Origin of the sequence: Rhodoluna limnophila (assembly GCF_005845365.1) — a bacterium.
GTDB classification, from domain to species: Bacteria; Actinomycetota; Actinomycetes; order Actinomycetales; family Microbacteriaceae; genus Rhodoluna; species Rhodoluna limnophila.
On record NZ_CP040509.1, the window covers coordinates 789,204 to 814,802 of the forward strand.

General features: G+C 53.2%; 24 protein-coding genes and 1 tRNA gene. 6 read left to right on the forward strand and 19 right to left on the reverse strand.

Features of this window, described 5'->3' with window-relative positions; all coding sequences use genetic code 11:
* Nucleotides 1–15: 15 nt before the first annotated feature.
* A complete protein-coding gene (locus FFA38_RS03835; RefSeq protein WP_138315587.1) occupies nucleotides 16–3,255 on the forward strand; it encodes a DNA polymerase III subunit alpha in 3,240 nt (1,079 codons plus the stop codon).
* Nucleotides 3,256–3,265: 10 nt separating this feature from the next.
* Entirely contained in the window at nucleotides 3,266–3,619 is a 354-nt protein-coding gene (locus tag FFA38_RS03840; RefSeq protein WP_138315588.1) for a hypothetical protein, read from the forward strand.
* A gap of 6 nt (nucleotides 3,620–3,625) precedes the next feature.
* On the opposite strand, the gene FFA38_RS03845 is transcribed toward FFA38_RS03840, so the two are convergent.
* Genes FFA38_RS03845 through deoC form a run of 3 tightly spaced genes read right to left on the reverse strand, consistent with a single transcriptional unit; the run spans nucleotide 3,626 to nucleotide 5,751 of the window.
* The gene (locus FFA38_RS03845) at nucleotides 3,626–4,384 is read right to left on the reverse strand and encodes a Bax inhibitor-1/YccA family protein (RefSeq protein WP_138315589.1); all 759 of its coding nucleotides are present in this window, start codon (nucleotides 4,382–4,384) and stop codon (nucleotides 3,626–3,628) included.
* A 9-nt stretch (nucleotides 4,385–4,393) separates the two neighbouring features.
* Nucleotides 4,394–5,029, reverse strand: a complete 636-nt coding sequence (locus FFA38_RS03850; protein WP_138315590.1) for an alpha/beta hydrolase — start codon at nucleotides 5,027–5,029, stop codon at nucleotides 4,394–4,396.
* 20 nt (nucleotides 5,030–5,049) lie between these two features.
* Nucleotides 5,050–5,751: a deoxyribose-phosphate aldolase gene (gene deoC / locus FFA38_RS03855; RefSeq protein WP_138315591.1), complete on the reverse strand. Its 702-nt coding sequence runs from the start codon at nucleotides 5,749–5,751 to the stop codon at nucleotides 5,050–5,052.
* A gap of 22 nt (nucleotides 5,752–5,773) precedes the next feature.
* On the opposite strand from deoC, the gene FFA38_RS03860 reads away from it, so the two are divergent.
* A complete protein-coding gene (locus FFA38_RS03860) occupies nucleotides 5,774–5,998 on the forward strand; it encodes a DUF167 domain-containing protein (protein ID WP_138315592.1) in 225 nt (74 codons plus the stop codon).
* Between the two features lie 12 nt (nucleotides 5,999–6,010).
* Complete coding sequence (locus FFA38_RS03865) at nucleotides 6,011–6,478, forward strand: RpiB/LacA/LacB family sugar-phosphate isomerase (protein WP_138315593.1); 468 nt, start codon at nucleotides 6,011–6,013, stop codon at nucleotides 6,476–6,478.
* 63 nt (nucleotides 6,479–6,541) lie between these two features.
* Here the strand turns inward: FFA38_RS03865 and FFA38_RS03870 are convergent.
* The 11 genes from FFA38_RS03870 to FFA38_RS03920 all read right to left on the reverse strand — a co-directional run bounded on the left by FFA38_RS03870 (nucleotide 6,542) and on the right by FFA38_RS03920 (nucleotide 15,176).
* A tRNA-Ala gene (locus FFA38_RS03870) sits at nucleotides 6,542–6,614 on the reverse strand.
* 27 nt (nucleotides 6,615–6,641) lie between these two features.
* On the reverse strand, nucleotides 6,642–7,022 hold the full coding sequence (gene rsfS / locus FFA38_RS03875) for a ribosome silencing factor (RefSeq protein ID WP_138275488.1): 381 nt from the start codon (nucleotides 7,020–7,022) through the stop codon (nucleotides 6,642–6,644).
* A 12-nt stretch (nucleotides 7,023–7,034) separates the two neighbouring features.
* Entirely contained in the window at nucleotides 7,035–7,676 is a 642-nt protein-coding gene (locus tag FFA38_RS03880) for a hypothetical protein (protein WP_138315594.1), read from the reverse strand.
* Nucleotides 7,673–8,260: a nicotinate-nucleotide adenylyltransferase gene (gene nadD / locus FFA38_RS03885; protein WP_138315595.1), complete on the reverse strand. Its 588-nt coding sequence runs from the start codon at nucleotides 8,258–8,260 to the stop codon at nucleotides 7,673–7,675. The genes FFA38_RS03880 and nadD overlap by 4 nt, the downstream gene beginning before the upstream one ends.
* A 21-nt stretch (nucleotides 8,261–8,281) precedes the next feature.
* Nucleotides 8,282–8,470 carry a hypothetical protein gene (locus FFA38_RS03890; RefSeq protein WP_138315596.1) on the reverse strand — a complete coding sequence of 63 codons (189 nt, stop codon included), beginning with the start codon at nucleotides 8,468–8,470 and terminating at the stop codon, nucleotides 8,282–8,284.
* A 45-nt stretch (nucleotides 8,471–8,515) separates the two neighbouring features.
* Nucleotides 8,516–9,763, reverse strand: a complete 1,248-nt coding sequence (locus tag FFA38_RS03895; RefSeq protein ID WP_138315597.1) for a glutamate-5-semialdehyde dehydrogenase — start codon at nucleotides 9,761–9,763, stop codon at nucleotides 8,516–8,518.
* Between the two features lie 18 nt (nucleotides 9,764–9,781).
* Nucleotides 9,782–10,573, reverse strand: coding sequence for a glutamate 5-kinase (gene proB / locus FFA38_RS03900; protein ID WP_138315598.1), 792 nt, complete (start codon nucleotides 10,571–10,573; stop codon nucleotides 9,782–9,784).
* Complete coding sequence (gene obgE / locus FFA38_RS03905; protein ID WP_138275494.1) at nucleotides 10,574–12,094, reverse strand: GTPase ObgE; 1,521 nt, start codon at nucleotides 12,092–12,094, stop codon at nucleotides 10,574–10,576.
* Between the two features lie 84 nt (nucleotides 12,095–12,178).
* Nucleotides 12,179–12,433 carry a 50S ribosomal protein L27 gene (gene rpmA / locus FFA38_RS03910; RefSeq protein ID WP_138275495.1) on the reverse strand — a complete coding sequence of 85 codons (255 nt, stop codon included), beginning with the start codon at nucleotides 12,431–12,433 and terminating at the stop codon, nucleotides 12,179–12,181.
* Between the two features lie 14 nt (nucleotides 12,434–12,447).
* On the reverse strand, nucleotides 12,448–12,756 hold the full coding sequence (rplU, locus tag FFA38_RS03915) for a 50S ribosomal protein L21 (RefSeq protein ID WP_138275496.1): 309 nt from the start codon (nucleotides 12,754–12,756) through the stop codon (nucleotides 12,448–12,450).
* 104 nt (nucleotides 12,757–12,860) lie between these two features.
* A complete protein-coding gene (locus FFA38_RS03920) occupies nucleotides 12,861–15,176 on the reverse strand; it encodes an Rne/Rng family ribonuclease (protein ID WP_138315599.1) in 2,316 nt (771 codons plus the stop codon).
* Nucleotides 15,177–15,441: 265 nt separating this feature from the next.
* Between FFA38_RS03920 and FFA38_RS03925 the strand changes: the two genes are divergently transcribed.
* Nucleotides 15,442–16,062: a vitamin K epoxide reductase family protein gene (locus FFA38_RS03925; RefSeq protein WP_253786108.1), complete on the forward strand. Its 621-nt coding sequence runs from the start codon at nucleotides 15,442–15,444 to the stop codon at nucleotides 16,060–16,062.
* A gap of 36 nt (nucleotides 16,063–16,098) precedes the next feature.
* Here the strand turns inward: FFA38_RS03925 and ndk are convergent, their stop codons facing one another.
* The 4 genes from ndk to ileS are packed head-to-tail and all read right to left on the reverse strand — an operon-like array spanning nucleotide 16,099 to nucleotide 21,480.
* Nucleotides 16,099–16,515: a nucleoside-diphosphate kinase gene (ndk, locus tag FFA38_RS03930; RefSeq protein ID WP_138275498.1), complete on the reverse strand. Its 417-nt coding sequence runs from the start codon at nucleotides 16,513–16,515 to the stop codon at nucleotides 16,099–16,101.
* Nucleotides 16,516–16,890 (reverse strand): DUF4233 domain-containing protein, encoded by a 375-nt coding sequence (locus tag FFA38_RS03935; RefSeq protein WP_138275499.1) that lies wholly within the window; start codon nucleotides 16,888–16,890, stop codon nucleotides 16,516–16,518.
* Entirely contained in the window at nucleotides 16,883–18,256 is a 1,374-nt protein-coding gene (locus FFA38_RS03940) for a bifunctional folylpolyglutamate synthase/dihydrofolate synthase (protein WP_138315600.1), read from the reverse strand. The genes FFA38_RS03935 and FFA38_RS03940 overlap by 8 nt, the downstream gene beginning before the upstream one ends.
* Nucleotides 18,253–21,480 (reverse strand): isoleucine--tRNA ligase, encoded by a 3,228-nt coding sequence (gene ileS / locus FFA38_RS03945; RefSeq protein ID WP_138315601.1) that lies wholly within the window; start codon nucleotides 21,478–21,480, stop codon nucleotides 18,253–18,255. The genes FFA38_RS03940 and ileS overlap by 4 nt, the downstream gene beginning before the upstream one ends.
* 83 nt (nucleotides 21,481–21,563) lie before the next feature.
* Between ileS and valS the strand changes: the two genes are divergently transcribed.
* Entirely contained in the window at nucleotides 21,564–24,191 is a 2,628-nt protein-coding gene (gene valS, locus FFA38_RS03950; protein ID WP_253786110.1) for a valine--tRNA ligase, read from the forward strand.
* Between the two features lie 65 nt (nucleotides 24,192–24,256).
* Here valS and clpX read toward each other — a convergent pair whose 3' ends face one another.
* Complete coding sequence (clpX, locus tag FFA38_RS03955) at nucleotides 24,257–25,534, reverse strand: ATP-dependent Clp protease ATP-binding subunit ClpX (RefSeq protein WP_138315602.1); 1,278 nt, start codon at nucleotides 25,532–25,534, stop codon at nucleotides 24,257–24,259.
* Nucleotides 25,535–25,599: the final 65 nt, after the last annotated feature.

The window sequence follows — 25,599 nt, forward strand, 5'->3', positions numbered from 1 at the left end:
AGCACCAGGTTACTCATGGAGAGATTCACTCATCTCAACGTGGCATCGGCTTTCTCGGGGCACTACGGGGTCACCAGACCCGAACATTTAGCCGAGGCGGCCGTCAGCCTGGGCTTTGACGCACTCGCAATCACCGACCGAGACGGCCTATACGGAGCAGTAAAACACATCGGGGCCTGTCTAAAAGTTGGGCTATCTCCGATAGTTGGCGTGAATTTGTTGGTCTTCGACGAGTCGGGGGCAGAACTAGCCCGATGCATAATTTTGTGCCACGGCCACACCCAAGGCGCCGGCTGGTCTCAGCTATGCAAAATAGTTTCAGGAGCCCACTCGGGCCGCATCTTTGGCAGCAGCAAAAAGAGCATCGGAATCAAACGTAGCCAACTTTCTGAGCTGATCGGCGACCAAGCCAATTGCACAGTACTAATTACCCCAGACAGCGATGTAGGCAGAGAGGCTATTGCCGGAAACCGCATCCGGGCCAAGCAAGCGCTGGATGCATGGAAGCAACTGTTTCGGACACCAGGTTCTCTTGGGCTAGAGATTGCCAGCCACATCACTGAACCTGGTACCGAATACTCAGTAGACCAGAGCCGCCGGCTACTGCAGCTTGCCGACGCACTATCGGTGCCTACGGTACTAACCAATTCGGTCAGATACCTTGACCCAGATGGCGCCCTGACTGCAGACATTCTGGATTCCGCGAGGCATTTGGAACCATTGGGTTACTTTAGGCCTCAGCCCAACGCCCAGGCTTGGCTAAAACCCGGCGGGCTGATGCACGCGCTTGCTTTAGAGATCACTCAGGACCAAGCACGAGCGGGGCAACTGATTGAAACCACCAACAAATTGGCTGAACGATGTCGGCTTGATCCGGTAGCTGATTGCAGTTGGGGAAAACCAAAAACTCCAGAGAAATCTGCCTTAGGAATAGACGGCAGCCCATTTGAGGTGCTTTGGCAAAAAGCACATGCCGGAATATCGCGCTACTACCCCACCGCGAGCCAAGCTGAGCTTCAGCAAATTCAGCATCGACTCGGGCAAGAGTTGATCACAATCAACAAACTGGGTTTTGCGACCTACTTTCTGACAGTCGCTGATGTTGCCCAGATGATTCGCGACATGAACATCCGCAGTCAAGCTAGAGGTTCGGGAGCTGGCTCGCTAACCAATTACCTACTAGGCATAAGTGGCGTAGACCCAATCGAACACGACTTACTGTTTGAACGCTTTCTCAGCACCGAAAGATCATCTCTGCCAGACATCGACATCGATGTAGAGTCAGCTCGAAGACACGACATCTATCGAGCAGTTTTCAAACGCTACGGCTCTAATCGCGTGACTCTGCTGTCGATGCAAAGCAAATACCAAGGGCGCGGTGCAATGCGCGACTCTGGCCTGGCACTGGGGCTCAATGATGACCAAATTGATGAAATTGCCAAGAGCATGTGGCGTTTCAGCGCCAGAAATTTTAGAGGCGCACTGGCTACTAAACCAGAGCTAGCAAAATTTGCTGAAGAGGTAGAACAAGATCGGCAAATGAACCTGCTGGTAGACATAACCGAACGGCTAGACCGACTACCGAGACACATATCCATGCACCCTTGCGGGCTCATCCTCGGAGACCTCAATCTGTTGCAGGTTACGCCGGTCGAGCCGAGTGGCATGGGTCTACCAATGAGTCAGTTCGATAAAGATGACATGGACCCTATGGGTCTACTAAAACTCGACATCCTTGGCGTGCGCATGCAAAGCGCAATGGCCCATGCCGTTCGAGAGATAGAAAGGGTTAGGGGCCAAAAGCTTGATCTAGATGCCATCCCTCGAGATGACCCGGACACGTTCAAACTGATTAGGACCACCAACACCCTAGGGATCTTCCAGATTGAAAGCCCCGGCCAGAGAGAACTAACCGGAAAACATCAACCAACCGAGTTCAACGACCTAACCATTCAGATTTCTCTCTTTAGACCAGGTCCGATGAAGGGCAATATGATTGCGCCCTATCTTGATGGCAGACATGGCTTTGCTAGGGCCGACTTCATTCACTCGGATCTAGAGCCGATCTTGCGAGAGACCTGGGGTGTGGTGATATTCCACGAGCACGTAATTAGAATCCTGAGCAAGATGACTGGGTGCAGTCTGGCCAAAGGTGATGAGATGAGGAGATCACTTGAGAACCCGCGACTAAAACCCGAAATTGAAAAATTCTTCAGATCTGAATCTGCTAATCGGGGCTATTCCCAGCCGGTTATTGAACGGGTTTGGTCAATTATCGAGGGCTTCAGCAGTTTCGGATTCTGCAAGGCACACGGAGCAGCCTTTGCAGTGCCTACCTATCAAAGTGCGTGGCTGAAGACCCATCACCCCACCGAATTTATGGCGGGGCTTTTCACCCATGACCCGGGCATGTACCCAAAGCGTCTTTTACTCTCTGAGGCCCGGCGGCTAGGCGTGAAGTTGTTGCCGGTTGATGTAAATAAATCCACCGATGAATACCTCGTCGAAGAGGGCGGAATCAGAATGGCAATCCACGAGATTCAGGGAATCAGTGAGGCTGAGGTAAAACGAATACTGGAACACCGGCCGTTTACCGACATTGGCGATTTCTATCTGCGCGCTAGACCGAGCAGAAGAACGCTCGAAAATTTGGCCCTAATCGGAGCACTGGACTCTCTTGCTAAAACAGAAAGCGGAAGCAATCGAGGAGACATACTGGCCAGGGTCAGGCAACTCAACGCGATTAAGAATCGGCCACTTCCCGAATCCCAACAGCCAACCTTAGATTTCAATTTGATTGAGCAACTTCCACAGGGAAACCCAAACCCAAGTTCAGCGGAGCAAGTTGCTAGCGAACTAAGCATTTTGAAACTCGACGTTACCGAACATGTTCTTGAGCTCTATCGCCCAATGCTTGACGAAATGGGGGTTGTCAGGGCCGATGAACTGGTTGAGTTACGCAGTAAATCTGAGGTTTTAGTGGCCGGAGTCAGGGTTGCAACCCAGACGCCACCTATGAAGTCGGGTAAACGCGTGGTTTTTGTTACCTTGGATGACGGTTCGGGATGCAGTGATAGTACATTTTTTGATGAAGCTCAAAAACGCTGCAGCCATATCCTGTTCAACACTCGACTAATTGTGATTGCCGGACAGACCAGGCGGACCGGCGTTAGAGGTGTTTCGATCATGGCTGAAAACGCCTGGGACATCAGAGAGCTTTGGAATCAGTGGCTAGCTAAACAAGCTGCAAGTTAGAAAGGCAAGTATGAACCGGCGCGACCAATTCTTCATTATGACCGCGGTCGGTTTGGCCACTCTGGCACCTTGCATTTGGTTAGCCGGCGCAGCCGTCGACTACCCAGATACCGAGGCTCTAAAAAACCAAATTGGAGCCTTAGGAGCTGACGAGGTAGGCCTTCGGACACTCTTCCCGGGCACCTGGAAATCAATCGATGTTACCTGCGCTGAAGACTCGACCCAGACACTGAAATTCGTCACAAACTCGGAGTCTCAAAATCTAAATACTCCGCGTTTCAAACTGCCCCTAGAAACACTAAATCTGTGTGCCGAAGGATCAAAGTCCTACGGACACACAGATTCAGTAGCGCTGAAAAACTAATTCAAATTAGTCGCGATTGAAGATTGCGAGCAAACGCAGAATCTCCATGTACAACCAGATCATGGATGCGGTTAGGCCAAAGGCCGCACGCCACTCATTCTCGACCGGCATACCTCGGCGAGAACCGTCAACAATGGCCTCGAAGTCCAGGTTGAGTGTGAATGCCGCAAGCACCACGCCCGCAAGCCCAGCTAGCCAAGCAAATCCTGAAGAATAAACGCCAGCGTTGCCAGCAATCATTCCAACGATGAGGTTGATGATCGCAAAACCCATGTACCCGATTAGAGCAAAGGTCATTACCCGGGTAAAGCGAGCGTTAACCTTGATCCAACCAAAACGGTAAGCGGCAAACATAGCACCCGCGGTAGCAAAAGTACCAAGTACAGCATTTTGAACGATGCCCGGATACTGAGCCTCATAAATCGCCGAGATTCCACCGATGACAACACCTTCAACAGCTGCGTAGGCGATGATTACGGCCGGACGAACCTGCTTTGAAAAGGTTGCCCAAAGACCGAGGCCAAGGCCAACAAAGAGCGCAGGCATGAACAGAGCCTGTAGCGCAGGAATCACCCAGGTTGCCGCAGCAGTTGCCACCAAAATAAGGAACATGCCGAACACCTTGCCGGCAGTACCCTCTACGGTCATCTTTGGGGTCGAGGTAATTTTTGCGAACTCAGCGTCAACTGCAGCCTGATCAATTCGGGCAGCTTCGACACCGGTCTGCATTGCACGATTAAAAAGTGGGTTGTGTGAAATAGACATGGCTAAATTTTATGAGAGTTGTCTGGCAATTTGCTGAACATGTTCACCAGCAATTGTGTGCCCACCCGGATGCATCAATAGCTCCACCTTGGCGCCCAAACCCTCAAACTCCTGAATCATTGCTTCAGTTCGTTCTGGCGGCGAATAGTGATCTTGCTCTCCGTTCGCAATCCAAACGCGCTTGCCGACCAGACTTGGCAATTTCTTGAAAGGTGTTTTCTCAAACGACTTGGTCGTACCAAAGGCAACGATTCCTTGGAGAGAGTCCGGCTGTAACAGCAACATGGCACCGGCCGCGTTAGCACCATTCGAGAACCCGACTGCGTAAACGTTGTCTGGGTCAAAACCGTATTCCCCAGATGCAACCCACAGAAACTCGGCTAAATCGGCCGAGTTGCGGACAATGCCAGCCTCATCGAAACTGCCATCTTCGTAACGCATGAAGAAACGGTTAGCACCTTCAACCCGAACCAGGCCGCGAGGTGACAACAAGTTCGCGGTTGGATCGAGAGCCTTGCCAAGCGGCAGGAGGTCAAACTCATCAGCGCCAGAACCATGCAGCAACAGCAACGTTTTAGCTGCCGCGACGTCATTCGCTGGGCGCCATACGTGTGGCCGGGCTAGGTCAGATGCTGAGCTGGCCATGGCGGAATACTGCCTGATCCCTAAACAGCTTTGGAATCGAACTCAGCCAGAATCTCTGCCGCAATTGAGGTACCGCAGCGCGAAGCTCCAGCCTCAATAAAATCGACCACCTGATCAAGAGTCCTGACACCACCTGATGCCTTGACCTTTAGTCTGTCTCCTACACAGCTCTTCATCAGGGCAACGTGCTCTAGCGTCGCTCCTGCGGTAGCAAATCCAGTAGATGTCTTTACGTAGTCGGCACCGCCTGCCTCGGTGAGTTTGCAGGCAGTGGCAATTTGCTCATTGGTTAGCAAGGCGGTTTCAAAAATAACCTTGACGATAATTGATTCGCGCGACTCTCTGGCAGCCGAAACTACGGCCGCAATATCAGCCTCAACGAAATCTAGGTCACCTGAAATCAACGCTGAAACATTCAGCACCATGTCGATCTCGGTGGCACCCAGAGATATTGCCTCCTGGGTCTCAAAAACCTTAGTGGCGGTTGTAGTTGATCCGTGCGGAAAGCCAATCACGGTGCAAACAGGTACATCACTCTGCTTCAAAACCTCGTGAGCCACAGCAACATCCATCGGACGAATGCAGTAAGAAGCAACATCCTCATCGAGGGCAACTTTGGCACCAACGGTTACATCGGTGTAGCTTGCATTCGGCTTCAAAACCGAGTGGTCAAGCGTCTTGGCAATTTGGGTTCGGGTGAGTCCGCGGTAAGTCTTTGACATGCCTTCAGTTTACGCTTGACTCATGCGCATCACGGTTCAAGTCAAACCGGGCTCAAAAAAGGGGCCACTGATTGAGAATTCCCCCGATGGAACCCTAGTGGTCTTTCTTCAACAGCGGGCCGTCGATGGCGCGGCTAACGAGGGACTAATCGCCCTGTTGGCTAAACACTTCGGCGTTTCAAAATCGAGAGTGTTCATAGAAGCGGGGCATGCATCACGCATTAAACGAGTCTCAATCAACAACTAGAAAAGGACAGCTATGAAGATTGCAATGGCAAACGATCACGCAGGGCGTGGACTAAAAAATGAGATCAAGGCGTTGCTAGAGAGCTGGGGCCACGAGGTCGTCGATTTCGGCACCCACACCGATGACCCAGCTGATCTTCCAGACTTTGTCTATCCGGCAGCGATGGCGGTAGCTCGCGGAGAGGTAGACCGCGGCATTTTCGTCGACGGTGTTGGTTACGGTAGTGCCATGATCGCTAATAAGGTGTCTGGAGTTTATGCGGCCGTTTGCCAGGATTCATTCTGCGCTGAATTGGCCCGGTCACACTCTGACACCAACGTTTTGTGCCTCGGCGGAAAAATCATCGGTTCGGCTATTGCCCTCGAAATCGTTCGAGTCTGGATGGAGACCGAATGGCTCGGACGCGACGAACCGAAGTACGCCCGCAGAGTACAAAAAGTCGTGGACATCAACAATGCCCAGTTGGTAGCCGTCAAGTAGCTTGTTTCGGCTGACCCGGTTAAACGAAATTCCCACCAAATACATGGTGGGAATTTTCGTTTGTGGACCCGACGGGATTTGAACCCGTGACCCCCTGCATGCCATGCAGGTGCGCTACCAGCTGCGCCACGGGCCCGATCGTTGCCGAGGCAACTTTGATAGTTTACAACAAGTTTTCAGCTGCCGGAACTATGTCCAACTTAACTACTGGCTGGTCACTGTAAAGACGCTCAAGAGAATAGAACATGCGGTCTTCTTCATGCATCACGTGGCAAACAACATCGCCAAAGTCCAGAAGAATCCAACGCCCTAGTTCTTTACCCTCGCGGTGTAGCAACTTGAAGCCGTTCTCAAGCATTACTTCTTCGATGTTGTCAGAGATTGCCGATACCTGACGTTCGTTTCGGCCAGATGCCAAGACGTAAATGTCGGTGAGCGGCATAACCGCTGTGATGTCGAGAGCAATGATGTTTTCGGCCAATTTATCTGCGGCGGCATTGGCTGCTAGATTGGCGGTTTTGATTGCTTGAGCGGTTGCGGTCACGATGTCCTTAGATTACTTGAAGATACCAAGCATATACGCTCCGAGCACCAAACCACCCATAGTGACCATAAGCACCGAGATTGTCGTAACGAGGTAAACCTGATTTTGCCCCTTAGCCAGCTTGACCGGGACAACGTTGACTTTTGCCGAGCGACCCACTACCCCAAGGGCACTCAGTGGCTCAACGTTCGAGACCGAGCCACTAATACTGTCAATAGCTAAGGCTTCATCGGTGTAGTTGGCATCCTGAATCGCCTCGAACTCACCGGTGTTGGTGGTCAACGGTGGCAGTTCAATGGCTCCGGTGCGCAACCACTCACCTGTCTCACCGATAGCCCCAGATAGGTCGTCAATGCTGGCCACCTTATCCAGCACAATCGTTGCCGAAGCCGTATCGGTGGTCAGTTTTGGAGAAACTTCAAAAAGTGGTGCGGGTTCATCTTGGCTAGCCTCAACTTCACCTGACTCAACTGATTCAGGCTCAACTGCTGCTGGCTCTTCTGCTACAGGCTCAACACTGGCAGGTGAATCAACCTTTGGCGATGCAATAATTTCGACGGCCTGGGTTGGGGTCTTCTCAAAGCCGGGTAGCGGCCTGCCTAGGCGCGCCGCCTCGCTCAGCTGCTCGCGAGTAATGAACTGACCGTCGGTCACTTGTTCCCCTCATAAAGTTGGTGCTCAGTAATGTAATCAAGAACCGCATCTGGAAGCAGATACCTGGTTGGCTTACCCTGAAGAACTCTCTCGCGAATGTCGGTTGAAGAGATAGCCAAGGCAGAAATTTCAACCAGGGTCACCGCATCCTCTGCACCCCGAGGTACGGAAAGCTTATGACCTGGCCTCGAAACACCGATGAATTTTGCAAGCTTCAGGAGTCGTTCCGGATCCTTCCAGCTAAAGATATCAGCTAGCGCGTCTGCACCGGTGATGAAGAAAAGTTCAGCATCTGGGTTTTCGGAGGCAATGTCTGCCACGGTGTCGACGGCATAAGTTGCTCCACTGCGGTCAACGTCAACCCGACTTACAGAGAAATCGGGATTTCCCTCGATCGCCAAGCGGGTCATTTCGAAGCGGTGAGCAGCATCAGAAACTGAGCCTTTTTGCCACGGCTGCCCTGCCGGAACGAATACAACATGATCCAGATTCAGCGCGAATGCGACCTCGTTGGCCGCAACCAAGTGGCCGTAGTGAATTGGGTCAAAGGTGCCACCCATCACTCCCAGTCGAGCGTGGCTCATTCGGCTAACCCGTCGAAGTGTTTAGTGGTGTGAGTTAGAGTCGGTTGACTTGTGGTCGTGACGGTTTGCAACGTCGCGGTATGACCAGGTGATCAGACCCAAAAGTACGAACACACCCATCGCAATTACACCAAAGTAAACGGCTGGGAATGGAAGAGTCACGAATGCTTCGTGCTCACCCTCAACTGCTGCTGCAAGAATCGCGTTCAATTTTTCTCCTAAGAACTTATTCCAGAATAACCTAGCCAGACGCCTTTAGGCTCTAACCTGACCAGTTCCGCGAACTAGCCACTTGGTTGAGGTCAGCTCAGGCAAGCCCATTGGCCCGCGTGCGTGAAGCTTTTGGGTCGAAATACCAACTTCGGCGCCGAAACCAAACTCTCCACCATCGGTGAAGCGAGTTGATGCGTTGACCATCACGGTCGAGGCGTCAACTTCGTTCAGGAAGCGTTCTGCGTTGGTCACATTTTCGGTAATAATTGCCTCGGTGTGCTTGGTCGAGTACTGGGCGATGTGCACCAAAGCCTCATCGAGATCTTTTACCACACGAACCGCAATGTCGAGGTCGTGGTACTCAGCAGACCAGTCTTCCTCTGTTGCCGGAATCGCCGCAAAGAAGGCATCCTGGGTTGCCTCATCGCCGTGAATTCGCACACCCGACTCAGCTAGTCGGTCAAGAACCGCCGGAAGAATTCGCTCAACGGCATTTTCGTGAATCAGGAGGGTTTCGGCAGCATTACAAACCGATGGGCGCTGGACTTTGGCGTTGTGTACGATTTCGACGGCCCAGTCCAACCTTGCGGTTTCGTCGATGTAAATGTGGACGACTCCATCGCCAGTTTGAATTACCGGAACTTTGGCCTCGTCGATCACCTGACGAATAAGGCCAGCTCCACCCCGCGGAATCAAGACATCGATCAAACCAACCGCGCGCATCATCTCAACGCCGCCGTCACGACCAAACTCGTCAACCGTCTGGATTGCAGCACTGTCAAGGCCTGCAAGTGCCAGAGCATCCTGCAAGAGCGCGACTAGCACCGCATTGGTGTTTTCGGCAGCTCGACCACCCCTGAGCACCGTGGCGTTTCCGCTCTTGATTGCCAAAACTGCGATGTCAATGGTGACATTTGGACGGGCCTCGTAGATTACTCCGATAACACCAAGTGGAACGCGAACCTGAGTGAGCTTAAGTGCGTTCGGTAGCGACATGCCACGGATTACATCGCCAATCGGATCCGGTAGAGAGATGATTTCTCGAACGGCGTCTGCAATGGCCTGAATTCGCCCGTGATCTAGCCTCAAACGGTCTTGAAGGCTCTCAGTCATGCCCTCAGCTTGACCCTTAGCAAGGTCTACGGCATTAGCTGCGATGATTTCGTCAGCGCGAACCGGAAGAAGTTCAGCAATCTGACGCAGTGCCTCATTTTTTGTGGCAGTTGATGCCTGGCCCAAAGAAGCCGAAGCTCCCTTCGCGAGGCGAATTTTCTCAATTGCAGTAACCATGGAATTAGCCTATTCGGGTTAGTTATTGATTGAAGGATCAGACTCAAACCAGGTGCCGACCTCGGCACCAAGTAAGGCCTCTGAGACAAGGTCGGTGCTGGTCAGCAACACGGATACGCCTGAATCGGTTGCAATGCGTGCTGCAGAAACTTTGGTAACTGCTCCCCCGGTGCCAACAACAGAACTGCTGCCGCCGATTTCAATACCTGAAAGATCCTCGTCAAAACCGACATAATCGATGCGCTTGGCACCAGGCTTTGCCGGTGGCATGTCGTAGAGCGCATCAACATCGCTGAGCAGAATCAAGGCATCGGCCTTAACCAAAGCAGCGACCAGTGCCGCGAGCCGATCGTTGTCGCCAAAACGAATCTCTTGGGTGGCAACGGTGTCATTTTCGTTGACAATCGGCAAGACGCGAAGAGAAACGAGTCTGTCCATGGCGTGCCGTGCATTCTCGCGGGTTTCTTGAGCTTCAAGGTCTCCAGAAGTGAGCAGGACCTGACCAGCAACAATTCCGTACTTCTCAAGGCTCTGCTGGTAACGAGAGATCAGTCGGCTTTGCCCCACTGAGGCCAAGGCTTGCGAAGTAGGAAGATCTTCAGGCTTAGTTTCAAAGCCCAGCAAAGGCATTCCGGTCGCGATTGCACCAGAAGAAACCAGGATTACCTCAGTGCCGCGCTGGTGAGCAGCAGCCAGTGCGTCTACTAGCAGCTCAAGTTTGCCTTCGTTGGCACCACTGATTGAAGATGATCCAACTTTGACAACAACTCGCTTAGCCGCAGCCAGTTCGCTTCTGTCCTGAAGTCCCAATTAATCTTCCTTTTCGAAGTCCTCAGGTGCTGACCAAATGCCGGCCACACCCTCTTTGCGCATTTCCTCACGCAATTCTGCCTTAGCATCCATGCGTTCTTTGTAGGTTGCGCGGCGTTCCTTGGTGGTACGGCGTTCGCGCATGTCAAAACGGGCGTCAGTTCCGCGTGGACCAGCAATTAGCTCTGCATTCGAGGCAATCGCAGGCTCCCAGTCAAAGACGATGCCCTTGTCTGGACCGATCACAACGGTAGAACCAGCGACAGCTCCAGCTTTGAAAAGCTCCTGCTCGAGGCCAATCTTGCCCAGGCGGTCAGCCAAGTAACCAATCGCTTCTTCGTTGGCAAAGTTGGTTTGGTGAACCCAACGCTCTGGCTTCGGACCAAGAACTCGGAAGATTTCCTCTCCTCCGATTTCCTCGCGACGAATCTCAAACTTCGATTCATCGCGTTTTGCCTGCATCAAGTGGATACGCGGCTTAACAGGTTCAGCTTCTTTTTCACGACGGGCATCTTCAACCAGCTTGGCCAAGGCAAAGTTAAGCTCACGAAGACCCTCTTTGCTTACTGCCGAGATGATGAAGACCTTGTACCCGCGAGCCTCTAGATCTGGTCGAACGAATTCAGCCAGTTCCTTGGCGTCAGGAACATCGGCCTTATTAAGTGCAATTAGTTGAGGGCGCTTGGTGAGCGGAATCTCACCCTCAGGCACCTCATAGGCATCAAGCTCTTTGAGAATTTTGTCCAAATCGGTGATTGGGTCACGGTTTGGCTCGAGGGTTGCACAGTCAATTACGTGTAGCAATGCTGCACAACGCTCGACGTGGCGAAGGAACTGGAGACCAAGCCCCTTACCCTCGCTGGCGCCTTCGATTAGTCCTGGTACATCGGCGATTGTGAATCGAGTGTCACCGGCCTGAACCACACCTAGGTTTGGGTGCAAAGTTGTGAACGGGTAGTCAGCAATCTTTGGGCGGGCTGCAGACAGCGCCGCGATCAGCGATGACTTGCCCGCACTTGGATAACCAACCAGAGCAACATCTGCAACGCTCTTAAGTTCGAGGATGATATCCCCGCGCCATCCTGGTACGCCAAACAGTGCAAAACCAGGCGCCTTACGCTTTGAGCTGGAAAGTGCGGCGTTTCCAAGGCCACCAATTCCGCCCTCGGCAATGATTAGCTCAACGCCAGGCTCATCAAGGTCGGCGATGACTTTTCCGCGGGCGTCCTTCACTACAGTTCCAACTGGAACAGAGAGCTGGAGGCTTTCACCGTGGTGACCATTTCTGAAATCGCCGGCGCCGTCGCCGCCGTCACCAGCAGCGCGGTGAGGGTGAAAGTGGAAATCCAAGAGTGTGGTGACGTTTGGATCGGAAATCAGGCTGATGCTGCCACCCTTGCCACCGTCGGCACCATCTGGGCCAGCAAGTGGCTTGAACTTTTCACGCTTAACAGAAACACAGCCGTCTCCGCCATCGCCGGCGCGCACGTGAAGGGTCACTTGGTCGACAAATGAAACCAAGATGTCCTCCTAAGGTCTAAATGATTTGTTTCAAGAAACAGGAAAGGCGAGCCAAAGGCTCGCCTCCCGATAAAACTATAAAAACTAAGCGGCCTCAACCACGTTTACAACGCGACGGCCACCCTTGGTACCGAATGCAACTGAGCCAGCTGAAAGAGCGAACAGAGTGTCGTCCTTACCCTTGCCAACGTTTGCACCTGGGTGGAAGTGGGTTCCGCGCTGACGAACTAGGATCTCGCCTGCGTTTACTTCTTGACCTGCGTAGCGCTTAACACCAAGACGCTGAGCGTTTGAGTCGCGGCCGTTTCGGGTCGAGCTAACACCTTTTTTGGAAGCCATTTTGTGTCAGTCCTTTACTTAATCTCAGTGACCTGGACGCGAGTAAGGTCTGCACGGAAACCCTGACGCTTCTTGTAACCGGTCTTGTTCTTGTACTTCTGGATGATGATCTTTGGACCACGTAGGTCGTTTAGGACCTCAGCGGTTACCTTGACCTTGGCAAGTGCCTTGGCATCGGTTGTGACCTTGTCGCCATCAACTAGAAGAAGAGCTGATAGCTCAATCTTGCCGTTGGCGTCAGCCTTGATACGGTCGAGAGTCACGATGGTGCCTACTGACACCTTCTCTTGACGGCCGCCTGCGCGGACTACTGCGTAAACCACAGATCTACCCTTTGTTCGAAAGTCTTATGTTGTTGCATGTGCGAATACTCAGCAAGGCAACGAGGATTTAGTCTACCCTGCCAAACGGCTGGGGTCAAACCTATTTACTCGGCAGTTTGCTGATTTGCTGAATTTTCAGCGGGTGCCGCGGCACCGGCGCTAGTTGCACGACGCGGCTTGCGTCGGCCCTGGCCCGGAGCTTTAGGCTCTGGAAGCGCCTCAAGGACAGCCTCCAGAAGTTTTTCGGTCTCAACCTTTGGCTGCACGTCTGAAACGACCTTGGCGGTAGGCAGAGAAATAGGTGACTCTTCACCGGCAGCCTCATGGGCGGCAACCGTAGAAGCGGCAATCTTGGTAATCACGCTGTTCAACTCAACAGCTCGCTCAGGAGTCACAACCTTGGCAACCTCTTGCTTTTGGTTTGAACCGCGGTTGCGCTTTTTGCCCTGACCCTGCTGGTTCTGCTGAGGCTTGGAATCATCGAGTACGTGGTTTTTGGAACGCATGATCGGCTCGTGGTGCACAATAACACCGCGACTCGCACATGCTTCACATGGCTCACTGAAGGCCTCAAGAAGTCCGATACCGAGCTTCTTTCGAGTCATCTGAACCAGACCAAGTGATGTTACCTCGGCAACCTGGTGCTTGGTTCGGTCACGACTTAGGCATTCCATCAGACGGCGCTGCACTAAGTCACGGTTGGACTCTAGGACCATGTCGATGAAGTCGACCACGATGATGCCACCGATGTCACGAAGGCGAAGCTGACGAACAATTTCTTCAGCCGCTTCAAGGTTGTTCTTGGTGACAGTCTCTTCAAGGTTTCCGCCCGAGCCAACAAACTTTCCGGTGTTGACGTCGACAACGGTCATCGCTTCGGTACGGTCAATAACCAACGAACCACCGGATGGCAAATAAACCTTGCGGTCAAGCGCTTTGGCAATCTGCTCGCCAACCCGGTACTCATCAAATACGTCGCGGTTACCCTCATACTTTTCGACACGCTCGAGAAGATCCGGCGCAACAGACTTTAGGTACTCTTCGATAACCTCGCGGGCATCATCACCAGCGATAACCATTTTCTGGAAGTCTTCGTTGAAGACATCACGAACAATTTTGACCAGCAAGTCCGGTTCGCTGTGTAGAAGAACTGGCGCCTGGCCCTTTTCGACTTTCTTGCTAATTGCTTCCCACTGGGCCTGCAAACGCTGAACGTCAAGGGTTAGCTGCTCTTCGGTTGCACCCTCGGCAGCAGTTCTCACGATTACGCCGGCATCCTCAGGCAAAATTTCTTTCAAAATCTTCTTCAGACGGGCACGCTCAGAATCTGGCAACTTACGCGAGATTCCGTTCATCGATCCGTTAGGAACGTAGACCAAATAACGGCCAGGTAGCGAAACCTGACTGGTTAGGCGGGCACCCTTTTGACCAACCGGGTCCTTGGTTACCTGCACCAAAACTGTGTCGCCTGACTTCAGGGCCAACTCGATACGACGCGGCTGGTTTCCAGTCTCGGCAAGTTCCCAGTCGACCTCGCCAGAGTAAAGCACGGCGTTACGTCCGCGACCGACGTCAACGAAGGCAGCCTCCATCGAAGGAAGAACATTCTGAATCTTGCCTAGGTAAACATTGCCGATCAGCGAGGCTTCAGAGGCCTTGGCTACGTAGTGCTCAACCAAAATTCCATCTTCAAGCACACCGATTTGGATTTTGCCGTCTTTAGAACGGACAACCATGGTGCGGTCGACTGCCTCGCGACGGGCCAAAAATTCTGACTCGGTGATGATTGTGCGACGGCGACCGGCATCGCGGCCATCGCGACGGCGCTGCTTTTTGGCTTCAAGTCTGGTTGAGCCCTTAACGCGAGTTGGCTCATTGCTTGGCTCTTTTGGCTCGCGTGGTGTGCGAACTTTGACCACGGCATTCGGTGCAGCTGCGGCGACATCGCCCTCTTCGCCAGCGCGGCGGCGGGTTCGTGTGCGTCGGTGGCTCTCGCCGTTGTCACTCTCGTCCAGCATTGGTCGACCGCGTTTTGCATCGATTACCGGAGTCGGGAGATCTGGAGCCATGAACATAAGTGAGGTCGCCGAGATCGGAGCCAGTGGCGCAACCGGCGCGGCTACTTCTGCCTCGATCGATGCTTCAGATGATGGTGCAGCAACCTTTTTAGGCGAAGCTCGTTTGGCTGGGGCACGCTTTGCCGGAGCCTTTGCTGCTTCGACTACCTCTTCAATGGACGCAGGCTGTGCGTCTGGGGTTTTCTTGGCCGCGGCGCGACGCGCTGGGGCCTTTTTAGCTGGGGTTTCAAGCTGAAGGATGTCTAGTGCCTCAACTGCGGCCTCGACCACTTTTTTGGTGCGGCGAGCACGTGCTGGCTTTTCATCGTTAGCAGGTACGTCTAAGTTTTGTTTATTCACCATTTCTGGTGCACTCCAAGCTGCCTTTACCTGGGCCACACTCACCAAGCACTAGGGCGTAAATCGTTGCCGACCCCTTTTGAGGCCAACCAAATCTGTGTTCAAGCAACCTGTGTCTGCGGTTACCGCTGCCCGATGGGTCTTACGCGATTTCAACGCTTTGGTTCTTGAGAAATCTGCGTCGATTCAGGTGTGGCCTGAAACAACTCCTCTAAGTATGACACCACGGAGGCGAAAAGTCATCCAAGTGCCGTGCAATACTGGAAAGGTGAGCCTAGGAATTAGCAACGAACCGATTGCATCAACACCAAATAAGAGCTTTGCCTGGACGTTGATTCTGACCGGTATTTTGGGCTGGATTGCCGCTTTCACCCTCACGCTCGAGCGCATCCATGTGGCAACAAACCCAGATGCAACCCTTAGCTGCGACATCAGTCCGTTTATTTCCTGCAAATCGGTCATGCTTACCGCGCAGGCAGCACTCTTCGGCTTTCCGAACCCGCTAATCGGGTTGAGTGCATTCGCTGCACCGGTTGTAGTTGGTGCAGCAATCTTGAGCGGTGCAAAGTTTGCAGCATGGTTCTGGCGGCTTTTCAGCCTGGGCGTCACTTTGGGCTTCTTATTCGTTCTTTGGCTCTTTATTCAAAGCTCGTTTGTGATCAACGTCTTGTGCCCATACTGCATGGTGGCCTGGGCGGCTATGGTCCCGATGTTCTGGAAAGTAATCCTGTTCGGAACCAAGGACGGATTCATCGACACACCACTTAGGTTTGTTGATTTCTTTGACCGCGCTTACGACAAGGCCTGGCTGTTCACTCTGGTCACTGAGCTCGTAATTGTTCTAATTATCGTGCTCCGCTTTTGGCAGTGGTGGCCGACCCTCTTCTAGAGGTGCCTGTTATCTAGCTACCTAGAATTTGGGTGCTTAGAACCAGAGAGCGAGCTCGCGGGCAGCAGATTCCTCTGAGTCAGAACCGTGTACCAGGTTTTGCTGGACCTTCAGACCCCAGTCGCGACCCAAATCTCCACGAATTGTGCCTGGAGCCGCCACGGTTGGGTCGGTGGCGCCGGCCAGTGAACGGAACCCCTCGATCACTCGGTGCCCTTCGAGCTTGATGGCAACAACATCTCCAGAGCCCATGAACTCAACTAGCGGTTCGTAAAAAGGCTTACCCTCGTGTTCGGCGTAGTGCATCGCAAGCAAATCACGGCTAGGGGTCAACTTCTTGAGATCGGCAACAACATATCCCTTGGCCTCACATCGAGCGATGATCTCACCGATGAGGTTGCGCTTAACACCGTCAGGCTTTACCAAGACTAGAGTTTGCTGAATTTCTGACATTTACTGTTCCTCCGACTGAATATCGCCCAGTCCGCGTTCATAAGCGGCTCTTGCCTTGTCAATAGTGCTACCTGCGATCATCGCCCATGCCCAAAGACAGACGAAAATACCGCCAATTACGTACATGAGTGGAACCCAGATACCGGTGCTGACGACCACAATCTGCAGGAACCAACCCCAAGCGTAAGAGAACTTTTTACCCAGAACTGCCGGGGTGAGGATGAGCAGGAAGGAGATTGACAACCCCACCGCCCAGACAGTCGGCCCGTCGGCAACCTTGAGGCCAAAAGCCACTAGCATGGCAAAAAATACGACAAATGACTCGAAAGCCATGAGCATTGAGCCCAGAGTTCGTTGGGTAGAACGGTTACGCATCTTGTTCGGCCTCTATCTGTTTTAGTTTTAGAACCTCGCCGACCAGTGTTATCGAGCCGGTTGCGACGATTGCCCCGGCTTGACCAGCCGGCAGCATCAGGATTGCTTCAGCCATGGCCCACTGAGGATTCGACTGAACCCGAACACGATCCTCGCCGAAAACTTCACGGGCCAAAACGGCCAGTTCTTCAGCAGGTATCGCCCGCGGAGACGCGGACTGAGTGATGACAAATTCTACGAAAGAGTCATCGAGCTCTTCGAGGAGAGCTCGGGCATCTTTTTCGGCCAAAATCGAAACCACACCAATTGCATATGGTGAGCCGAAATCGTCCTTTAGCGCCTTAGCAAGCGATTTTGCGCCCTCTGGGTTATGCGCGGCATCAAGAATGGTTAGCGGCTCGCGCCCAACCACCTGCAAACGGCCTGGCGAAGAAAAGTCAGCGAAGGCAGCACGCACGACATCGTCCATAATCCTCTGGTCTCCGCCGCCGAGAAAAGCCTCAACTGCGGCCACCGCAAGGGCTGCATTCTGAGCTTGATAGAAGCCGTGAACCGGAAGGTTCAAGTCGTGATACTCGCCGGCAAGTGTTCGAATAGAAACAGTCTGGCCAAGGATGTTCGGCTCAGACGAAAGCACTTCGAAACCAACGCCGTACGCAGTCATTTTTTCGGCAACTTCGGCGGCACGAACCTCAAGCTGCTCGAATGCCTCGGCCGACTGAGTTGAACTGAGCACGATTGAGCCGGGTTTGATAATTCCAGCCTTGGTTTTGGCGATTGCAGCTAGGGTGTCACCCAAGCGGTCGGCGTGATCGATGGAAATTGGCGTAAACACGGCCACATCACCATCAGCGACATTGGTTGAATCCCACTCTCCGCCCATACCAACTTCCAGCACCAAAACATCTACCGGAGCGTCAGCAAAGATTGAGAATCCCAAAACGGCAAGAGCTTCAAAGAAAGTCAACGGCTCTTCGCCGGATGCAGCTAATTCCTCGTCAACTAGGCCAAGGATCGGCTCGATTTCAGTCCATACCGAATAGAGACGCTCGTCACTGACTGGCTCTCCATCGAGAGACATACGCTCGTTGAGTTTGACTAGGTGCGGGCTCGTGAACCTTCCGGTTCGAAGTCCATGTTCACGTAACAGCCTCTCAGCGAAACGCGCTGTGCTGGTCTTGCCGTTGGTGCCGGTGATATGAATGACACGGTAAGCCTTTTGAGGGTCACCCAAAAGCTGGGTTGCCCTCAGCGTTGGCTCTAGTCTTGGCCTGATCTGATTCTCTGGAACCCGCTTCAAGAGCGCAGCCTCAACTTCTAGGGCTTTGTTCTCCCAATACTGGTCGGTTTCGCTAAATTCGCTCAACGTTTTTCCACCAAAACAGCAACCTGCTGACCGTCACCGACGGCAACTGCCGCATCAGTGACTGCCGCGGTGACTGAATCAAGTTCAACAGTCAAAGTTTCTGACTTAACCAGTTCAGCATGCGCATTTACTGCCGCAAGAACATCAGCGTCGGCAGTCAATGTCAGTTTGATTCGGTCGCTTACGTCCAAGCCAGCCTCTTTACGGGCGTTTTGAACGGCACGGATAACATCGCGAGCCAGGCCCTCTGCTGCCAACTCCGTTGAAACAGCACCGTCGAGAATCAAGAAACCGGTCGGAAGGATCCCAATGTGATCGGTAGATTCCTCTCCAGAATCGGCCTTTGCGACCAAGTCGATGGAATACTCACCCTCGATTAGCTCTACCCCACCAACCACGACCTTGCCGTCGGCGTCTGACCAGTCACCAGACTTCGAGGCCTGGATGACTGCCTGAACGCTCTTACCGATTCGAGGGCCGGCTGCACGGGAGTTGACTGTCAATCGCTTTACTACACCAAATTCATCGGCTGAGTCCAGTGACATTTCGACCAGCTTGACCGACTTTACGTTCAACTCCTCAGCAATAATGCCGCTGAACTGCTCGAGCTCAGCCGCTTGCTTAGTAACAACAGTGAGGGTAGCTAACGGAAGGCGAACTCTAAGACCAGCTGTCTTTCGAAGGCTGTTGGCCACAGAGCTAACGGTTCGCACCTGGTCCATCGCTGATACCAAAGCGGCATCGTGCGGCAAGCCGGTTGCATCTGGCCAGTTTTCAAGGTGGACACTTCGTCCACCGGTCAGGCCACGCCAGATTTCTTCAGTCACCATCGGAAGCAATGGCGCTGCCACGCGGCACACAATCTCAAGAATCGTGTAGAGGGTGTCGAATGCCTCCGCTGAGCCCTCCCAGAAGCGATCACGAGAGCGTCGAACGTACCAGTTTGTCAAGACATCCGCGAAGTCGCGCAGGGCACCAGTCGCAGAATATGAGTCAAATCGGTTCAGGTGTTGCTCAACCTCGATAACCAAATCGTGGGCTTTAGACAACAGGTAACGGTCAAGGACATCGGTGCTGTCTACCGACCACTTAGCCTCATAGTTTGCTGCGTTTGCATACAGCGAGAAGAAGTAATAGGTGTTCCACAAAGGCAAAAGCACCTGGCGAACGCCCTCACGGATTCCCTGCTCAGTAACGATTAGATTGCCACCACGAAGGATAGGGCTGGACAGCAGGAACCAACGCATAGCATCGGCGCCATCGCGGTCAAAGACCTCGTTCACATCTGGATAGTTCCGCAAAGACTTGGACATCTTTTGGCCGTCGTTACCCAAAATGATGCCGTGCGAAACCGCAGACTTGAACGCTGGGCGGTCAAATAGTGCGGTTGAAAGGACGTGCAAGGTGTAGAACCAACCGCGGGTCTGACCCACATACTCAACGATGTAGTCACCCGGGTTGTGCGAGTCAAACCAATCGCGGTTCTCGAACGGATAGTGAGCCTGCGCGAAAGGCATGGAACCTGACTCGAACCAGCAATCCAGAACCTCAGGAACTCGACGCATTGTTGACTTGCCGGTTGGGTCATCTGGGTTTGGTCGGGTCAATTCATCAATAACCGGGCGGTGGAAGTCTTCAGGGCGGACACCAAAGTCACGTTCCATCTCATCGAGAGAACCGTAGACATCGATGCGTGGGTAATTTGGATCGTCCGACTTCCATACAGGAATCGGAGCGCCCCAGAATCGGTTTCGGCTGATGGCCCAATCGCGGACGTTTTCCAACCACTTTCCGAAAGAACCATCTTTGGTGTGGTCAGGAGTCCAATCGATCTGCTGATTTAGCTCAAGCATGCGATCGCGCAACTTTGTAGTCTCCACAAACCAAGACGAAACAGCCTTGTAGATGAGCGGGTTCTTGCAGCGGTAACAGTGCGGATAGGAGTGCTCGTAGCTTGCCTGACGCAGTACTCGCCCGTTGGTCCTTAGGAGCTGAGAAATCGGCTTGTTGGCCTCGAAAACGTGCTGACCCTCGAAGTCAGTGATCAGAGAGTTAAACTCGCCGCGCTCGTTGATCGAAACGTAGGTCGGAATACCTGCAGCATTACAAACGTTCTGGTCGTCCTCACCATAAGCCGGAGCCTGGTGGACGATGCCGGTACCGTCGGAATCGGCAACGTAATCTGCCACGACCACCTGCCAGGCATTTGCAATCTCAAACTTTTCTGAATCCGCGTAGTAATCGAACAAGCGCTCATAACGTAGACCGGCCAGGTCTTCACCAAGGTGGACCTCTGATACAGCAGCCAGAGCATCCTCTGCGGACTCGTAACCCAAGTCCTTGGCGTAACCACCGAGCAGCGACTTGGCAAGCACGTACTTAGTGCCAGGCTGACCGCCGTCGGCTGCACCGTCAGCACCAGCCGGAACAACGGCGTATTCGATTTTTGGACCAACTGCCAACGCAAAGTTAGTCGGCAGCGTCCACGGTGTGGTGGTCCATGCCAACAGCCTGGCGCCCGACAACTTCTGACCCGCAGAGATCGGGAACGTGACGGTTAGTGTTTGATCCTGGCGATTCTTGTAAACCTCGTCATCCATGCGCAACTCATGGTTGGACAACGGAGTTTCACAGCGCCAGCAGTATGCCAAAACCTTGAAACCCTCGTAGATGAGACCCTTCTTGTGAAGCTCACTGAAGGCCCAAAGCACCGATTCGGTGTAATCCTTGTCGAGGGTCTTGTAGTCGTTATCAAAGTCAACCCAGCGTGCCTGGCGGGTGACGTAACTGCGCCACTCTTCGGTGTACTTCAACACCGATGTTTTGCAATAAGCGTTGAACTTATCGATTCCAAACTTCTCGATCTCTGGGCGACCTGAGATTTTTAGCTGGCGCTCGGCTTCAACCTCGGCTGGCAAACCATGGGTATCCCAGCCGAAACGACGTTCGACTCGGTATCCCTGCATGGTCTTGAACCTTGGAACCATGTCCTTGGCGTAGCCAGTGAGAAGGTGGCCGTAGTGCGGCAACCCGTTTGCAAATGGAGGGCCATCGTAGAAAACAAATTCCTCGGCATCAGCAGCTTTTCTCTGGTCAATTGAAGCTTGAAAAGTGCCGTCCTGCTCCCAATAGGCCAGAATCTTCTCTTCAACGCCAGGGAAGCTAGGGCTTGGGTTTACACCCTCGCGCGCGGCGTTAGAGAGGTCATTGTTCTTGGGATACATGCAAGGCTTTCTTAGCTGTAATCAGAAGGATTTCTACTATCAATGTTAACCTGTAACAAACCCTTTTTTTGGAGACTTACAGCGTGAATACTGCCTCATCTGGCTCATTGAGCAACATCCTTGCCCCTGCTACCACCCCAGAAAAGGTGGGCGTCGAAGGCCTGGAAGACAAATGGGCCCTGCGCTGGGAAGAAGACGGCACCTACCACTTCCGCCGTGAAGCTACGCGCGAGCAGATTTATTCAATCGACACCCCTCCTCCGACCGTTTCAGGCTCGCTTCACGTTGGTCACGTCTTTAGTTACACCCACACCGATGTGGTTGCGCGTTTTAAGCGCATGTCAGGCTACGAGGTCTACTACCCGATGGGCTGGGATGACAACGGGCTTCCGACTGAACGTCGAGTCCAGAATTTCTTCGGTGTTCGCTGCGACCCGTCACTACCTTACGCAGAAGGCTTTGTTCCACCATTCGAGGGCGGAGATAACAAGTCTTCGAAGGCTGCCGATCAGGTCCCAATTTCACGCCGAAACTTCATCGAATTGTGTGAAAAGCTAACCACCGAAGACGAGAAGCAGTTTGAAGCGCTCTGGCGCCGTCTGGGCCTTTCAGTTGACTGGAACCAGACCTACCAAACCATTTCACCTGCGGCCATCGCGGTTTCACAAAAGGCTTTCTTGAACAACCTCGCACGCGGCGAGGCCTACCAGTCGATGGCACCTACCCTTTGGGACATCACCTTCCGCACTGCAGTGGCTCAGGCGGAGCTCGAAGACCGGGAACAACCTGGCGCCTATCACCGCCTGGGCTTTGACGGGCCAGAGGGCAAGATTTTCATCGAGACCACTCGTCCTGAGCTGTTGCCAGCGTGTGTTGCCCTCGTGGCGCACCCAGATGACGAGCGCTACCAGTCGCTATTTGGTAAGACGGTCACCACTCCCCTATTCGGTGTCGAAGTTCCAGTTGTCGCCCACCGCTTGGCGCAAATCGACAAGGGATCAGGTATTGCCATGATCTGTACCTTTGGTGACGTGACTGACGTAATTTGGTGGCGTGAACTCGACCTGCCCAACCGCGCAATCCTTGGCTGGGATGGTCGAATCATTGAGGAAATGCCAGATGCCATTACTTCTGAAAAGGGCAAGGCAGCCTATGCCGAGTTGGTTGGTAAAACCGTATTCTCAGCAAAGCAGCGAGTTGTAGAGCTACTCAAAGAGTCTGGCGACATGGTTGGAGACCCAAAGCCGATCACCCACGACGTTAAGTTTTTTGAAAAGGGAGACAAGCCTCTCGAGATTGTGTCTACTCGCCAGTGGTACATCCGCAATGGCGGTCGCGACGCAGCACTTCGCGAACGACTAATCGAGCTGGGAAAAGACCTGAACTTTGTTCCAGATTTCATGCGCGTTCGATTCGAGAACTGGGTCAATGGGCTTACCGGTGACTGGCTAATTTCTCGCCAACGCTTCTTCGGCGTGCCAATTCCGGTTTGGTACCCGATTGATGCCAATGGTGAAACCAACTTCGACTCACCACTGGTGCCGGCAGCAGATCAGCTTCCGATCGATCCATCCACAGATGTTCCAGACGGATACATTGCAGCCCAGCGCGGCGTTGCAGGCGGCTTTGTCGGCGAAATGGATATCATGGACACCTGGGCCACCTCGTCTTTGACACCTCAGCTGGCCGGAGGCTGGATTGAAGACCCTGAGAAGTTCGCCAAGGTATTCCCGTACGACTTGCGCCCACAGGGGCAAGACATCATCCGCACCTGGCTGTTCTCAACCCTCTTGCGTGCCGAGCAGGAGCATGGCGAACTTCCATGGACTAACGCGGCAATCTCTGGATGGATTCTGGACCCCGACCGCAAGAAGATGTCAAAGTCAAAGGGCAACGTGGTTGTTCCTGCTGAGCCGATTGATAACCATGGTGCCGACGCAGTCCGCTACTGGGCAGCCTCTGCGCGATTGGGCACCGACGCAGCCTTTGATGAAGGCCAGATGAAGGTTGGTCGCAGGCTCGCAGTGAAGCTACTGAATGCCGCCAAGTTTGCGCTTTCGTTTGAAGTACCTGCGGGCTCAACGGAAGTAACCGAACCGGTAGACCAGGCCATGCTCTTGAGCCTTGCTGACGTGGTTACTGCTGCGACAGATGCCTTCGAGGCATACGACCACACCAAAGCACTTGAACTTACCGAAAAGTTCTTCTGGGGCTTCACCGATAACTACCTTGAGCTAGTCAAGGACCGCGCCTACAACGCCGATGGCTCGGTTTCAGCAGCTCAGCAGGCTTCGGCAGCAATCGCTCTTCGCAAGGCACTTCACACAATGCTGCGCCTTTTCGCTCCGTTCTTGCCATTTGCAACCGATGAAGTCTGGGGTTGGTGGCAACAGGATGCGGGTTCAATCCACCGCGCTTCCTGGCCAACTACCGAAGAACTCACTGATGGCCTAGACGCGTCAAACCACGGCCTTCTAGAGCTAGCTGCGACCGCCTTGGTCGGCGTTCGCAAGGCAAAATCTGATGCCAAAGTTTCTATGAAAGCAGCGGTTGAATCGGCAGTGATCGAAGCTCCAGGAACCGTACTAACCAGCCTGCGCCTTCTTGAAGCCGACCTCAAATCGGTAGGCCGAATTGCAAGCTTGGGTTACGCCGAGGGTGAGGAACTCGCGATGGTTGACGTTATCCTGGCCGAGGTTCCTGAAGCCTAGAGCTAAAGAAAAATCCCGCCGGAGAAAACCTCTGGCGGGATTTTTTTCGGTCTAGACCCAGATAACTAGGCTGACTTTGACTGACTAGTTGATTTGAAAGGCTCGACAACAGGTTGAGCGCCTGTGGTAACTACGGACTCTGTAATGCGAACTACGCCCTGAACTTCACTGCCAGGAATCTCAAACATAACCGGACCGAGGATCTCCTCCATGATTGCGCGCAAACCACGGGCTCCGGTTTCACGGGCCACTGCTAGATCAGCAATTGCCACTAGCGCCTCGTGATCAAACTCCAGCTCAAAACCATCAAGTTCGAACATCCTCTGATACTGCTTCACTAGAGCATTCTTTGGTTCGGTCAGAATTTGCATCAGGGCGCTTCGGTCAAGTGGGGTTACCGTCGCCAAGACCGGTAGGCGGCCAATGAACTCGGGAATTAGACCAAACTTACGGAGATCCTCGGGTTGAACTTCGGTGAAGATTTCAACGTTGTCGTTCTTACCCGCAATTGGTGATCCAAACCCGATGCCCTTTTTACCGGCTCGAGCAGAAATAATCTCTTCGAGCCCGGCAAAGGCTCCTGCAACGATGAACAGAACGTTGGTCGTGTCTAGTTGGATAAATTCCTGCTGCGGGTGCTTGCGACCACCCTGAGGCGGAACTGAGGCAACTGTGCCTTCCAGAATCTTCAAAAGCGCCTGCTGGACACCCTCGCCCGATACATCGCGGGTAATCGATGGGTTCTCAGCTTTTCTAGAGATCTTGTCGATCTCATCAATGTAGATGATTCCGGTTTCGGCGCGCTTGACATCAAAATCTGCAGCCTGAAGAAGTTTGAGGAGAATGTTTTCAACGTCCTCACCAACGTAGCCGGCCTCGGTCAATGCGGTTGCGTCGGCAACAGCAAAAGGAACGTTCAAACGCTTTGCCAGAGTCTGGGCCAAGTAGGTCTTGCCACAACCGGTTGGGCCAATCATCAAAATGTTTGATTTGGCAATTTCAATTGAGTCGTGTTCTTTACCAGCAGCAGTGAGTGTGCCTCGACTGCGAAGACGCTTGTAATGGTTGTAAACGGCAACTGCCAGGGCCTTTTTGGCTTGATCCTGGCCAATCACGTATTCGTCAAGGAAGCCCTTGATTTCGCGAGGTTTTGGAAGGTCGATTTCTTCGACACCTTCAGCAACCGCAGCGCCAAGTTCCTCTTCAATAATTTCGTTGCACAGCTCGATGCATTCGTCACAGATGTACACACCTGGACCGGCAATGAGTTTACGAACTTGCTTCTGGCTCTTTCCGCAAAAAGAGCACTTGAGCATATCGCTTGATTCGCTGAGCTGAGTCATAGAAAAACCTTATTGCCTAGAAGCGACAATGCGGATGAGCCTCGCCCATCCGCACTATTCGAGTT